The organism is Psychrobacter sp. 16-MNA-CIBAN-0192 (assembly GCF_040309565.1).
In the GTDB taxonomy this organism is placed as follows: Bacteria; Pseudomonadota; Gammaproteobacteria; order Pseudomonadales; family Moraxellaceae; genus Psychrobacter.
Map to the genome: position 1 here is coordinate 1 of NZ_JBEOOX010000014.1, position 14118 is coordinate 14118.

Below are 14118 nucleotides of genomic sequence, written 5' to 3' on the forward strand. Positions count from 1 at the left end.
TTGATTAAAAGTCAACTGCTCTACCAACTGAGCTATCGGCCCTGAAGAGATAATAAAAAGCATTGCTTTTTAACTCTGCAAGATAAATTTCCTTAAAGGGAAACTTATTGAAACTAGACATCAGAAATCATGTCTTATAACTTATTACGCTACTACCTAATAGGGTAGCATGCATGATAATAGTAATACTAAATATGGTGGGCCGACCGCGACTCGAACGCGGGACCAATTGATTAAAAGTCAACTGCTCTACCAACTGAGCTATCGGCCCTGAAGAGATAATAAAAAGCATTGCTTTTTAACTCTACAAGTTGAAATCCTTAATGCTGGACTTCCTTCGCGTTTAGTTATTTGTATCTCTAAACGTGAGAGCACATTATATATATAATTATGGCAATTGCAACCCTATAATTATAAAAAAGCCTTTTTTTTAAGAAAAAAAGTAGATTTTAAGAAAAAAGAACTCTTTTTATATTATTTATCTAGAGTGCCTGCTTTATAAATGGGTTTAATTCTTTATAAAAATGGATAACAGTAAGTTAATCTCTAGATAAAGCTTCGACCGGATCAAGTTTGGCAGCATTACGTGCTGGCAAGAATCCAAATACCACGCCAATCAGTGTTGAGCAGACAAAAGCGGCGATGATAGAAGTTGGGGAGTAAATCACTTTAAAGCTATCACCAGCAAAATTATTAATGATTTCACCGATAGCAAAGGCTACTCCAATACCTAATAAGCCGCCCAAAATACAGACGAGTACGGCTTCTATCAAAAACTGCTGCATGATATCGTTTTGACGAGCTCCAACAGCCATACGTACACCAATTTCATTAGTGCGTTCCGTGACCGATACTAGCATAATATTCATCACCCCAATACCACCAACAATCAATGAGATAACAGCAACCGATGAGATGAGCAGTGTCATAGTACCTGTAGTTGATTCAATGGTCTGACGAATAGAATCTGAGTTAATAATATTAAAATCATCTTTACCATGGCGACCTTCTATTATGTCGGAAATAGCTGACTCAGCTACACTAGATGAGACACTATCATCTAACAGTGCTATAAAACTATCAATATTTGCACTACCAGTTATACGTGACATCACAGTGGTATAAGGCATATATATGGCGGGTGTCGTGCTACTTGGTCCAAAGCCACTGTCGCTGGCTTCAAGGACGCCAACCACGCGTCCAGGCACACTACCGATGAGTATGACTTCTCCGATAGGGTTATCTATATCTGCAAAAAAAGCACTCTTGGCATTGTCATCGATAATAATATCTTGACTGCGAAGGTCGATACTTTGCGAATCGAAACCTTGACCTAATGCCAGCGTCTCACCAGTGACCTCTAGATAATACTCACCAACACCATTGATGGTCGAGTCTTCCTGCACGCTGCCATAGCGTACACTAGAGCTGGTATTGACTTGAGGGCTCACATTGATAACATACGGTTGACTGCTGACCGCTTCTGCATCTTCTGGTGTGAGGTTATCGTCATTATATTTACGTCGCGGGTCGCCTCTAGGGTAGCCGTCATTCACTGTTATAGTATTGGTTCCTAGCGAGCTAATATTTGCGAGAATTTGCTGCTGAGAGCCTTGACCAAGACCGACGATAGACACAACCGCAGCGATACCGATGATAATGCCTAACATAGTCAGCAAGGTGCGCATCTTGTGTGCACGCATGGCAAGTAATGACATCTTAAAAGCTTCGAGCAAACGATCCACAAAACTTCCGAAGGCGCTTTTACGATGTCCACCGAGGATAGATGCTGGTTGTTGATTTGTCGGTTTATAATGCTCGGTTTTATAATCTGCAATGACATAGCCATCTTTTAACTCAATAACCCGTTCGGCTTGTGCGGCAAGTTTGGGATCATGAGTGACCATGATAATGGTATGACCTTTAGCATTTAGATCATGTAAGATCGCCATCACATCTTCGCCAGATTTGCTATCTAGTGCTCCAGTTGGCTCATCAGCTAAGATGACATCGCCACCATTCATCAGAGCGCGAGCAACAGAAACACGCTGTTGTTGGCCGCCTGAGAGCTGACTGGGTCGATTGTTTACCTTTTCACCAAGGCCTAGATCGGTCAAGAGTTTTTCGGCACGGTTAATTCGTGCCTCGGTATTCATGCCCGCATATACGGCAGGGACGGCGACGTTGTCTTTGGCGCTAATGTCACCAAGCAGGTGGTAGCGCTGAAAGATAAAGCCAAAATGTTCTCGGCGTAACTCAGCCAGTTCATCTGCCTCTAGTTTGTTTGCTGATTGACCATAAATCTTATATTCACCTGCTGTCGCCTGATCTAAGCAACCCAAGATATTCATCAAGGTGGACTTACCAGAGCCAGATTGCCCGATAATCGCGACCATTTCACCTTGGTGGATCGTCAGATTGATATCATGCAATACGCGAATAGTTTGCTCGCCGGCAGCAAACTCTCGAATAATACCCGACAGCTCCATAATGGGCTTGTCAGCGGTAGATGTAGTGTTATTCGGTGAGTTAGTTTCTATCGAAGCGCTAGTGCTGTCGGTCGGCTGTTTAGCAGATTGAGATATAGTCATAGCAATGTCTTTAATCAAAGATAGTGAGTGTCGTGATGAAAGGGCTAATATTTTTAAGCCCTTTTATCGTTAACATAGTCAAATAATTAGTTACCTCCTTGGAGTAGCACCAGGTATACGAGTACGACCACCACCGTTACCTGAAGTGTTGGCACTACCTTCGCCGATGATAACCTGCTCACCTTCTTTCAAGCCACTTAAAATCTGCGCATTTACTCGATTATCAATTCCTACTTCTACTGTACGAGGCTCTACGGTACCGTCATCACTTAGTACCCGTACAATATTATTGGTTTTGGCTTGTCCATCTGCCTTATTTTTGGCAGGTCTTTCTTTTACTGCCGCTGATGGCACAAGTAGCGCATCTTTGGCTTGGTCGATGATGATATAAATCTGGGCGGTCATATCAATTCGGAACAAGCGGTCAGGGTTCGGTACTTCTACGTAGCCGACATAATAGATAGCAGCGTCCGTTGAGCTGGTACTACTAATTTGCTCTGGAGCAGGCTCGATAGCAGTCAACGTCGCATCATATTTTTGGTCGGGATTGCCAATGATATTAAAATAGACTGGCAAGCCTGCTTTGACATTAATGACGTCGGCTTCAGAGATTTGCGCATTGATACGCACGGTGGATAAATCGGCTAAGGTGACGATGGTTGGTGCGGTTTGATTGGCATTGACGGTCGACCCTTGCTCAGTGGTCACAGATACCACCGTCCCTGATATCGGTGCACGAATGGTGGTATAGCTTAAATCTTCCTGCGCGGTGCTGACGTTGGTTTGAGATTTACGTAATGCAGCCTGTTGGCTATTGATATTCGCCTCGGTGGTCGCTATTGCGGCTTTTGCTGTCTCGATGGCAGCGCGGGCATTAGCGACCGATGCCTGAGCGGTAGCAACCTTTGTCGCTTGCGTATCATAATCCTGCTGCGATATCGCATCGATAGCCAGTAAGCCTTGTAGGCGCGAGAAATCTGCTTGTGTTTGTTTGAGCTCAGCTTGACGGCTGGCAAGATCGGCATAGGCACTTTTCAGACTGGCTTGTTTGCTTAACGATTCTGCTTGCGCACTTTGTAGTGCGGCTTCGCTTTGTTCAAGGCTTGCTTGCTCATTACTTAAACTGTTCTTTTGCGTCACTTGATCAATTTGTGCAATTAAATCGCCTTTTTGCACCTCATCACCGACTTCAACGAATAGCCGCGTCACTTCACCAGATACCTGTGCACCGACGTCGACGGTATTCAGCGCTTTAACTTTACCCGATGCCATGACGTTATTTTCGATATCGCCAATCTCAGCAGTCGCTGTCAGATAGTTGGGTGTGGCTTCTTTGGGTTTTAAGGTTTTATAGGCTAAAAGCCCTAAAGCAATGATGACGAGGGCAATAATACCCCATTTAATCGACTTTTTTTTGTTAATCTTACGCATAACTACTATCTCATTCCAATGCAAACCAGTATGGCTATAGTAAAGCCTTGAGGGCAAAAAGGGAATGAGGGTTAGTTTGCGAAAGGTTAAGAGAAGCGGAAATTAGACATTAGGATATCTGAAACATAAAGGATATCTGAAAAATCAAGCTGAAATAATCCATTAAATTGGCAAAGCAGGACAGGATAGAAGCACAATAGGACAAGCTAGAGAGTAAATAAGTTATAAATTAAATAATCGTTTTCCCGACACTGCAAGCGCCGCTTGTAATAACAACTCCCAAGCTGGTTGACGGATGATACCTTTGATTGCCTGATCACAGCGATAAATGATTTCCGTCCAGTCGGCAGTCTGAGTAGAAGACAAACGGCGACAGGCTTGCTGATATAAGCCTTGCTTACTGCGCCATATACCGAGTGTTTGTGGATCTTGACCATCATGCAGCGCCAAAATATGTCGCATGTCTTTACTAATCGCCCACAGTACTAAAGTTGTAGGCTCATCACTGGCTTGTAATTGCAAAACTATTTTTGCTACCTGTGTACTATGACCAGCCAGCATGGCATTGGACAAATCAAACACACTAAACTGGGCATCGCTAACCAATGCCGCTTGCAAATCATTAATATCAAGCGCAATGCTTTTCGTACTTGTAGCCATAGGTGAAGGGTTTGTGGATGTTGATACCATTTCTGAATTAGTTGCTTCTGAATTGGCGGCTATAAGCTCGGGCGCAAATAAATAAGACAGTCGCCACAAGGTTTGATAAGCACTAAGCAGATGATGCTCCGTATGTGACATCAAAAGCTGCCATGCGTCTTGTGATAAGGTTAAACCAAACTGCTGTGCTTGTACTTGTAACAACTGCTGACGCCCGCGTTCATCATACAAGTTGCAATCAATTACCTGACCATATTGAGCAAAAGGGGTAAACCATTTACCCGTTTGGGCACGGCGATCCAGCTTTGAGGTTAGCCACAATACGCTATGACTGTGAGTACCGGCTTGTGCCTCAACCGCAAAGCGTTCTAACTCGGTAATGACCGCTTTATCGGGTTTATGATTTCCGGTAACAATCAATGCACTGGCATCATCAAATAGCGATAAGCTACCAAGCTCCGCAAGCACATCTTGCCAGCTTTTGATAGAGATTAGCTCGATACGCTTAATCGCGTAGTTTTGCTCGCGCCAATGCGGTCGCAGCGCATCAATAAGCCACTGATGTAATAAAGGCTCATCACCATGGGCGAGCCACAGTCCAGCCACTGCGACCGAGGGCTGCAGTAGTTTAGGGTAGGCTTGTATAAAGGTTTGTTGCATAAAGGAGGGCTGTTAAGAAAAGTAATAAAAGAAGGCTAATATAAAAATTAGCATCAAAAAATAGCATAACAATGATAATAGTAAAAATAACGCTCAAAGCAATGTTCAAAAAAGTTCAATGAAATGTTAAAAGCCTTAGTAAGCTTGTGAAATCAGAGCTTACTAAGGCTATCTTAAATATTATTAAGGATAGGGCACGATAACCGTAGCTTCATCTTTGCTTATGACTGAGTTTTTTAGCAGTGGTGCTGTACTGTTATTAGTCGCTGCTGTCTTTTTAGGTAAGTTAATCGCCACGTACTGATCGGCAATTCGCCGTGCTAGACTCTCGTATAACCAGTCCCGTATTTGCGTGCCTTGTTGATCATCAGTACTGACTGATGCCTCATTATACTGATAACTGCGCTCAACTTGAATGGGATTGCTCAAGGTCACAGGCTTGCCATCTTGCATGGTTTTATAAGTGACATTTGCAGATATTACCAAGCGGATTTCAGTTAAAACGCCAACCAGCTCATAACGTTTAAAGCGTACATTATCCACTTTAATAATGGCTATTTGCTCGCTGTTAGCAGTCGAATTGTTAACAGAGTCACTCTCAACCACGTCCACACCTAGAGATTTTAGGCGGTGGGTGAGCGGCAGTTTTAAAGGAAATGAGGTGCGGCTGTCATCAATGATAAGTGCCGTTTTTGCCATCTCAAAACGTAGCGGCGCATCATAACCGCGCAGCTGAAAGCCGCAGCCTGATAATAAGCTGGTCGTACCTACTACCGTCAGCAGTGGCAAGGTCGCTAATAATAGACGAGCAACGGCATTGGCACGCGTTCTTTTAGAGTGCTTACGCTTTTGCATTGATGAGCACGCTGATTGATGCAGGTACGACATAACCGCTATCCTTATCTTAAATAAAAATGCTAAATGCGTTTAACTGGCTACTACGATATTAACCAATTTATTCGGCACGACGATTTCTTTTTTGATCTCGCCAGTAATATGCTTCGCCACACTTTCAATCGCCCGTGCTTGTACCTTTAATTGCTCAGGATCACTATTAGGGGCAACATCCATCTTGCCGCGTACTTTACCATTGACCTGAACCACCATAGTGACCATATCTTGTACTAAGGCGCTGGTATCGACTGCCGGATAGGCTAGTGTTTGCGTATCAAGCCCCAGCTGTTCAAGCAAATGCTCACCTACGTGCGGAGCATATACGGACAGCATAATTAATAAATCAATCAATGCTTCATGTTGAACTTGTAAGTCTTGTGTGCTGCTGGCATTAAAGCTGCCAAGCTCATTAGACAATTCCATCAAACTTGACACCGGCGTATTTAATGCCAATCGCTCACCAAGATCATTATCAAACTTGGCAATGGTTTCATGGGTTTTACGGCGCAAGGATTTGGCAGATTTGGTTAAGCCTTCAGTGTTTAAAGGGGTATTGTTAAGCGTCTCAAGATTCAAGTCAGCGTCGCTCACTGCTTGCAGATGCGCAGTAGCAATACGCCATACTTTTTTCACAAAGTTATAAGGACCCTTTAGCGCATCGTCTGACCATTCAAGCGTTTGGTCAGCAGGAGCAGTAAATAAGGTATACAGGCGCACAGTATCGGCACCATATTGATCAATAGTAGTTTGAGGGTCGATACCGTTATTTTTTGACTTAGACATCTTTTCGATTTTGCCAATCGTGACTGGCAGACCGTCGGCTTTTAATATCGCTTTAATCGGCTGACCACGCTCATTAAAATCAATCTCAACATCTTGCGTGAAGTAGTAAGTAGTGCTGCCATCGCTGTTCACTCGGTAAAAAGTACCGGCAAGTACCATACCTTGAGTCATCAAATTGGCAAACGGCTCATCGCCAGAAACAAGATTTTCATCACGCATCAGCTTGTGGAAGAAGCGGGCATAAAGCAGATGCATTACCGCATGTTCCACGCCGCCGATATATTGGTCAACTGGCAACCATTTATTTGCCGCAGGTTTATTCACCATATTGGTATCATCATGCGGACTGGCAAAACGTGCATAGTACCAGCTTGACTCAACAAAGGTATCAAAGGTATCGGTTTCACGCTCAGCAGGGTTGCCACATTTCGGACATGTAGTATTGACAAATTCTGGGATATTTTTAAGCGGATTGCCGCGACCATCAGGAACGACGTCAGTGGGCAAAATAACCGGCAAATCCTGCTCTTCTACTGGAACGGTGCCGCAATGCTCACAGTTCACCATAGGAATAGGGCAACCCCAATAACGCTGGCGCGATACGCCCCAATCACGTAGACGATATTGAATCTTTTTATTGGCAAGCTCTGATGGAGCAAGCTTGTCTAGCATCGCCTCAAACGCTTGATCAAAATCCATGCCGTCAAATTCGCCTGAATTGACCAAGGTATTACGCTCGGTATAGGCACGATTAGTGCTGTCAGCGCTATCATCCGCATCTAGCTCATCAAAGTAGCCTTCAGGGATATTGATAACTTGTTTGATTGGCAACTTGTATTTGGTAGCAAATTCATAATCGCGCTCATCATGAGCGGGAACTGCCATGACTGCACCCGAACCGTAGCTCATTAACACATAGTTAGCGACCCAAACTGGCACTTGTTTGCCGGTTAATGGGTGGGTGACGGTAAGACCCGTATCCATACCAATTTTGTCGGCTTTTGCCAAATCTGCTTCAGCCACCGAGCCTTTTTTACATAAAGCGCAGAATTCCGCAATTTTTTCATTGTGTTCAGAAGCGTATTGCGCCAATGGATGCTCAGCGGCAACTGCCACATAAGTAACGCCCATCAAAGTATCCGGACGGGTAGTAAACACATCTAAAGTGTTGTCTTGACCTTCTAAGGTATACGGAAAATGGACTTCCATACCAGAACTGCGCCCAATCCAATTGCGCTGCATGGTGAGCACTTCAGATGGCCAATGACCTTCTAGTTGATCCAAATCATCGAGTAGCTCATCGGCATAATCGGTGATTTTAAAGTAATACATGGGGATATCGCGCTTTTCAACTGCTGCGCCACTACGCCAGCCTTTACCATCAATAACTTGCTCATTTGCGAGTACGGTATTGTCAACAGGATCCCAATTCACAGTAGACAGCTTTTTATACACCATGCCTTTTTTGTACAACTGCAAGAATAACCACTGTTCCCACTTATAATATTCAGGGCTACAGGTAGCAAATTCACGTGACCAATCGACAGATAAACCCAGCAGTTTAAGCTGCGCGCGCATGTTATCAATATTATCAAATGTCCACTTGGCAGGCGGTGTTTGATTGGCAATTGCTGCATTTTCTGCTGGCAAGCCAAATGCATCCCAGCCCATTGGCTGCATGACTTCAAAGCCTTTTAAACGATAATAGCGGCTGAGCACGTCAGATATAGTATAGTTGCGCACGTGCCCCATATGCAGCTTGCCGCTTGGGTACGGAAACATAGACAGCATATAGCGGCTTGGCTTATCACTTGGCTCATTACTGACTTCGTAGCGCTTATCAGTCGCCCATTTTTGCTGCTGCTGCGCTTCAATCAGTTGCGGCTGATAGCTATTCATATTGGTTTCGGTTTGGATATTGATTTGATTATTGGTGTGGTCAGTTTGCAAGTTGCTCATTGTCGGCTCAAATTGGTTAGCACAGATAAAAAGGGGTGAATTTTTACAATGCCATAGCATAGCGTAATTTGGCAAAAATTGCGACGATATGATAAGTCAATCGTCTGTAGTGGTTACGGTATTTTTGATGGCTAAAATGCTAGACTGGGTATAAATAATCGATACGTGATAGGCAAATGCTAAGCACGTTAATCATGTACTCATTGGAGCAAAAATGACCATTACTATTTACGGCATCAAATCTTGCGATACTATGAAAAAAGCCATGACCTTGCTGGATACATTGAATGTCAGTTACGAATTTCATGATTATAAAAAACAAGGTATTGATAAAGCCAGTATTCAGCGTTGGGTAGATGCGCTGGGTATCGATAAAGTATTGAATAAACGCGGCACCACTTGGCGCAAGCTGACAGAGGAGCAAAAGCAAGCAGCTGATGCCAATATCGATAGCGCGATTGATTTACTCGTAGTAAATACCAGTATGATTAAACGCCCGATAGTAGAGGGCAGTTATAATAATAAAGCAGTATTATTATGTGGTTTTGATAAAACTGAGTTTGAAAACTGCTTTTGATAATGGGGATATAAAAACATCTTATCGTTGACGGTATTATTCTTAATAATGCCAATAACTCATTGCCTTTTACTCTAGATAATTACCATACTTTCATATACTTAACATGATTGATGATGAATAATGAGAAGACCGTTTATAGTATAGTATTGTGTCTAATGTGCAATAATGGCAAGGAGAATATGATGAAACGTTTATTATTAATAGCTACCTTAGCAATGATGCCGTTAATAAGTATTAATGCGCACGCTGCCGATACTTCGACTAAGATTACTTTTGTAAAAGACAGCTATTGTGGTAATTTCAGCGGCAATATTAAGAATGGTAAGGTGTTTCGCCTGTGGTTATCAGCCGATCAGAATTTGGTTATTCGTAATATCGGTGATGATCGCATCAATCTCGCTTATGTTTCTGGACCTAGCGGACGTTTAGATGGTGAGCGTGCTGATGATGTGACCTACTTTATAACGAAACGTAAGGGCAACCACCATATCAAAGTATATGGTAACAGTAGCCATAGTAAGGTTGAATTTTGCGCTTATTAATAGCTATATGTTTTGATTTATAAAGCCCGAACTTAACACAGTCTAAGTTCGGGCTTTATCATACCGGCAACAAACCAAACCACGCTGGCAAGCCAAATTATTAACACATAAAGGCGGATTTGTTCAGCATTCCAATCAAGAGCAAACCATTCAATCAGAAAAAATGATTTCCAACCCTCAATCTAACGTGCCCCGCCAAAGCCAATAATCTACCAGCAATGCAAGCTTTCGCCAATAAATAGTAATACCCAAAGCCAAAGGGGCATAACGATTTCCCATTGAAAGCGTGCAAACCAGCTATTTTGTTGCTTAGTTGCTTAACTGTTTATTTAGCTCAGGGCAGCATCTAAATCACGGCTGATTAGTGTACCAACGCCTTCATTGGTGAAAATCTCTAGCAGGGTAGCATGGGGTACGCGACCATCAACAATCACCGCACTTTTCACGCCACTACGAACGGCATCCAGTGCACACTGAATCTTTGGAATCATGCCGCCTGAAATGGTGCCATCAGCAATTAAGCCATCTACTGTTTTAGGCGTCAAACCGGTGACGACGTTGCCATCTCGACCTAAAACGCCTTTTATATTGGTTAATAGCATTAATTTTTCTGCTTGTAAGAATTCGGCAACTTTACCGGCTACCAAATCAGCATTAATATTATAAGTATTACCTTCGCTATCCACGCCAAGGGGTGCAATTACTGGAATAAAATCAGCGGCAATTAGCATGTTAATCACATCTTTATTGACACTTACCACATCACCAACAAAACCTAAATCAACAGGAACCGCAATCCCATCGTCACCGATGCGTTCCATTAGTAATTTTTTGGCAAGGATAAGGTTGGCGTCTTTCCCAGTAAGACCGATGGCGCGCCCACCATGTTTATTAATCAGGCTAACAATAGATTTATTCACGCTGCCGCCAAGCACCATCTCGACCACGTCCATGGTGCTTTTGTCCGTCACGCGCATGCCATCGATACGCTGAGACTCGCGACCCAACTCTTTTAATAAACCATCGACTTGTGGACCGCCGCCATGTACCACAACAGGATGCAAACCTACCGTTTTTAGCAAGACGATATCGCGGGCAAAGGAGCTTTCAAGCTCAGGGTCAGTCATGGCATTGCCGCCATATTTGACCACAATCAGCTTACCTGAAAAGCGCTGGATATAAGGCAGTGCCGTGGTTAAGACTTCAGCGGTGATTTTGGCATCATCCAAATTAAGCGACATGGTAAGCTCCTAAAGTAGTTCAAAGATTTAAAAACAGTTATGTATTAATATATTAGCGCGATTTAGTTTATGAATATTACAGATTATTTATAAAATGATTCGAATAATAACGATTACTCAGGACAAATGGTGGCGATTTGTTCTGCTAACGAGTTATGGAAAGGTCTACATAATGCCACAAATCTTGCCTGTACGTCCTGTAAATCAGCACTGCTATTACCGGCAAAGCGTACCGTCAGACTATGGCTGGTATTGGAGTTGCGCAATATACCAAAACCATGCTCAAAATCAAGTCGCAAGCCATCGATACAAGACAAGCGCGTGCCTAATGGTAGTAACTCATGTGCCTGTGCTAGCGTTGGCTGCACTGCGCTATGTGCACAGCGACACGACGTTAATGGCGATGTTAATGACAACGTTGCACTGACTGTTTTATTGGGCGTTGTAGTAGACATTGGTGCTGTTACATGGCTGTTCGTTTGTACCAATTCCTGCAAATGATGACAGAAACTTATCAAGTGCTCAATAATATAACAGCGGTGTCCTGATTGAGTGGGTAATGGTAGATAATGGTCGGCAGTACTGACCATTAATGGCAAATGCTGGGTAATATCAGTCAGCTGAAATGGCGCTATTAAAGGCTTTGGCTCTCCCCAAACGCCTGTTGTCATTGGCTGAGAATGCCCATTTTTTATATTTATTACTTTAGACTGTGCTGCATTATCATTTTTTTTATCAGCTTCATTATTGTTTGCAATATAATCTAATAACGGCATCTCTATTTGACTAACGGTTGCAGTATAAGTGAGCCAATGTAACAGCCGCAGACCACTATACATGGCATCATCATACGCCATAAAATAACCATCATTAAAGATAAAATGCCCTGATAGCTCACCTGCAAATATCGCCTGACGCTCGCCGGCAAGTTGTTGACGGAGCAAACTGCTTCCGGTTCTGGTCATGACTGGCACAGCGCCAAGCCTAGTTAACAGATGCGGTAAATGATGAGAGCACTTAACATCAAATAAAACCTGTGGCGCTACCGTTTCCGTGCCGCTTTTGGTAAGGGTTTCCGTATCAGTATCAGTCACCGCCCGTTCTGTCATAGCTACTTGCGCTAATAGATACAGCAGATGATCGGGTGCGACCACTTTACCGCGATTATCAACAATCATCAGTCGGTCGCCATCACCATCAAATGCCAATCCCATATCTGCTTCATGTACCATAACGGTTTGCTGTAGTTCTGCTAAGCGATTGGGCTCAGTAGGGTCAGGATTGCCGCTCGGAAAATTACCATCAGGAGTATCATTAAGCAAAATTACCCTTTGGCAAAAACGCTCAAATAATGGCTGCGCGATGTTACTAGTTGCGCCATGCATACAATCAATCACAACGGTAATAGCTAACTTATCTAAACATTGTTCATGAGCTTTATTAGAATCTTCACCAACATTAGGCTGATGAATATGCGTCATTACATGGCTGATGGCTGCAATATAGGTATGAGCAACGGTCTCAGCTGGTAAGTGAATAAAGCTATTACTAGGGATGTTATTTGGTTTCGTAGTAGAATCTAAGGTTAAATTTTGATACAGCGTTTCAATATCTTCATAGCTAGGCGAAGCTGTACCTACCAACCATTTAACCCCTAAGATGTCTTTTTTTGAATGGCTAGCAGTAACCATAATGCCATGACCATCATAGCGCTCTGCCCAAAACGCCATCATTGGGGTCGTCACCAATCCTAAATAAATCACCGTGAGCCCTTGACGATGCAAAATATCGGCTAAGGTATGAGCTATTGTGTCACTATTACAACGTGCATCATAACCAATCACAACTGTATTGGGCTGAATTAAATGATGGTTTGATCGGTTATTGATATTTTGGGTTTGAACAACCTGATTTTGAGCAGTTCGGTCAATCAGGCATAGTTTTTTGGAGGGCGCGCCAAGATATAGCCGCGCAAAAGCATTGCCCAAAGCATGAATAAAATCTTGGGTAAAAAGCTGGCGCGCACCGCGAATATCGTAAGCACGAAATAAGTCATGCTGATCAGTAAAATTGGTCATCATAGCAGCGTCCTTGCTGTTATTAGTATCATCTATGAGTCCGTTATCACAGCTATTAAGCAACAGTCGCGCATCCAGCACTTCAGCTATATTACTGACGACCTGAATGCCCAAATCCGCCTGCACCGCGTGCACTTTCGTCACTAAACTCGCTGACGACTTCAAATTCAGGGCGCGCCACTGGTACCACTATATACTGTGCCATACGCTCGGCAGGATTGAGTATAAAATCATCGTCACTGCGGTTCCAAATACTGACCATCAGCTCACCTTGATAATCAGCATCAATCAAACCAACCAAATTACCCAATACAATGCCGTGTTTATGACCAAGACCCGAGCGTGGCAAAATCATACCGGCATAATTAGGGTCAGAAATATAGACGGCTAAGCCCGTACCGATTAAATGAGTGGTACCAGCTTTAATGATTACCGGCTCATCAATACAAGCACGCAAATCGATACCAGCCGAACCATCCGTAGCACGGGTAGGCAGTGAAAACGCTGCATCTTGAGTAATTTTAGGGTTTAATACTTTTACTTGTACCGCTTGCATAACACACTCACTTGATAACGAGGCTGATATAGTCATCAACCATTTATAAATTTAAATAATTCATCATGACCACAACATTTAATAGCGGTCATTTTTTACTGCAATGTTAATAAGGTTCAATCTAAAAGCTTTATTAAACTTTA

The 14118-nt window shown here is 43.1% G+C and carries 10 protein-coding genes and 1 tRNA gene; 2 read left to right on the forward strand and 9 right to left on the reverse strand.

Annotation, left to right across the window (positions count from 1 at the left end; genetic code table 11):
- Positions 1-195 precede the first annotated feature (195 nt).
- The 6 genes from AAEY78_RS10500 to leuS all read right to left on the reverse strand — a co-directional run bounded on the left by AAEY78_RS10500 (position 196) and on the right by leuS (position 8918).
- Positions 196-271, reverse strand: a tRNA-Lys gene (locus tag AAEY78_RS10500).
- Positions 272-539: 268 nt separating this feature from the next.
- Positions 540-2489: a MacB family efflux pump subunit gene (locus AAEY78_RS10505; RefSeq protein ID WP_352339340.1), complete on the reverse strand. Its 1950-nt coding sequence runs from the start codon at positions 2487-2489 to the stop codon at positions 540-542.
- A 192-nt stretch (positions 2490-2681) separates the two neighbouring features.
- A complete protein-coding gene (locus AAEY78_RS10510; RefSeq protein WP_352339294.1) occupies positions 2682-4022 on the reverse strand; it encodes an efflux RND transporter periplasmic adaptor subunit in 1341 nt (446 codons plus the stop codon).
- A gap of 222 nt (positions 4023-4244) precedes the next feature.
- Positions 4245-5342: a DNA polymerase III subunit delta gene (locus tag AAEY78_RS10515; RefSeq protein WP_352339295.1), complete on the reverse strand. Its 1098-nt coding sequence runs from the start codon at positions 5340-5342 to the stop codon at positions 4245-4247.
- 183 nt (positions 5343-5525) lie between these two features.
- Positions 5526-6230 (reverse strand): LPS-assembly lipoprotein LptE, encoded by a 705-nt coding sequence (locus AAEY78_RS10520; RefSeq protein ID WP_352339296.1) that lies wholly within the window; start codon positions 6228-6230, stop codon positions 5526-5528.
- 39 nt (positions 6231-6269) lie between these two features.
- A complete protein-coding gene (leuS, locus tag AAEY78_RS10525) occupies positions 6270-8918 on the reverse strand; it encodes a leucine--tRNA ligase (protein ID WP_352339341.1) in 2649 nt (882 codons plus the stop codon).
- Between the two features lie 274 nt (positions 8919-9192).
- Between leuS and AAEY78_RS10530 the strand changes: the two genes are divergently transcribed.
- Together AAEY78_RS10530 and AAEY78_RS10535 are read left to right on the forward strand one after the other, a co-directional pair.
- Complete coding sequence (locus AAEY78_RS10530; protein ID WP_352339297.1) at positions 9193-9555, forward strand: arsenate reductase; 363 nt, start codon at positions 9193-9195, stop codon at positions 9553-9555.
- A gap of 185 nt (positions 9556-9740) precedes the next feature.
- Positions 9741-10100 (forward strand): hypothetical protein, encoded by a 360-nt coding sequence (locus tag AAEY78_RS10535; RefSeq protein ID WP_352339298.1) that lies wholly within the window; start codon positions 9741-9743, stop codon positions 10098-10100.
- A gap of 329 nt (positions 10101-10429) precedes the next feature.
- Here the strand turns inward: AAEY78_RS10535 and argB are convergent, their stop codons facing one another.
- The 3 genes from argB to dut all read right to left on the reverse strand — a co-directional run bounded on the left by argB (position 10430) and on the right by dut (position 13975).
- Complete coding sequence (gene argB / locus AAEY78_RS10540; RefSeq protein WP_352339299.1) at positions 10430-11341, reverse strand: acetylglutamate kinase; 912 nt, start codon at positions 11339-11341, stop codon at positions 10430-10432.
- A gap of 113 nt (positions 11342-11454) precedes the next feature.
- A complete protein-coding gene (locus tag AAEY78_RS10545; RefSeq protein ID WP_352339300.1) occupies positions 11455-13563 on the reverse strand; it encodes a phosphohexomutase domain-containing protein in 2109 nt (702 codons plus the stop codon).
- Positions 13511-13975 carry a dUTP diphosphatase gene (gene dut, locus AAEY78_RS10550; protein WP_352339301.1) on the reverse strand — a complete coding sequence of 155 codons (465 nt, stop codon included), beginning with the start codon at positions 13973-13975 and terminating at the stop codon, positions 13511-13513. Before dut ends, AAEY78_RS10545 begins: the two co-directional genes overlap by 53 nt.
- Positions 13976-14118 lie beyond the last annotated feature (143 nt).

What these genes read in the sequence shown, in the direction of transcription:
- AAEY78_RS10505 (WP_352339340.1), bottom strand. Translation starts at nt 2,489, where the DNA reads ATGGAGCTGTCGGGTATTATTCGAGAGTTTGCTGCCGGCGAGCAAACT.
- AAEY78_RS10510 (WP_352339294.1), bottom strand. Translation starts at nt 4,022, where the DNA reads ATGCGTAAGATTAACAAAAAAAAGTCGATTAAATGGGGTATTATTGCC.
- AAEY78_RS10515 (WP_352339295.1), bottom strand. Translation starts at nt 5,342, where the DNA reads ATGCAACAAACCTTTATACAAGCCTACCCTAAACTACTGCAGCCCTCG.
- AAEY78_RS10520 (WP_352339296.1), bottom strand. Translation starts at nt 6,230, where the DNA reads ATGTCGTACCTGCATCAATCAGCGTGCTCATCAATGCAAAAGCGTAAG.
- leuS (WP_352339341.1), bottom strand. Translation starts at nt 8,918, where the DNA reads ATGAATAGCTATCAGCCGCAACTGATTGAAGCGCAGCAGCAGCAAAAA.
- AAEY78_RS10530 (WP_352339297.1), top strand. Translation starts at nt 9,193, where the DNA reads ATGACCATTACTATTTACGGCATCAAATCTTGCGATACTATGAAAAAA.
- AAEY78_RS10535 (WP_352339298.1), top strand. Translation starts at nt 9,741, where the DNA reads ATGAAACGTTTATTATTAATAGCTACCTTAGCAATGATGCCGTTAATA.
- argB (WP_352339299.1), bottom strand. Translation starts at nt 11,341, where the DNA reads ATGTCGCTTAATTTGGATGATGCCAAAATCACCGCTGAAGTCTTAACC.
- dut (WP_352339301.1), bottom strand. Translation starts at nt 13,975, where the DNA reads ATGCAAGCGGTACAAGTAAAAGTATTAAACCCTAAAATTACTCAAGAT.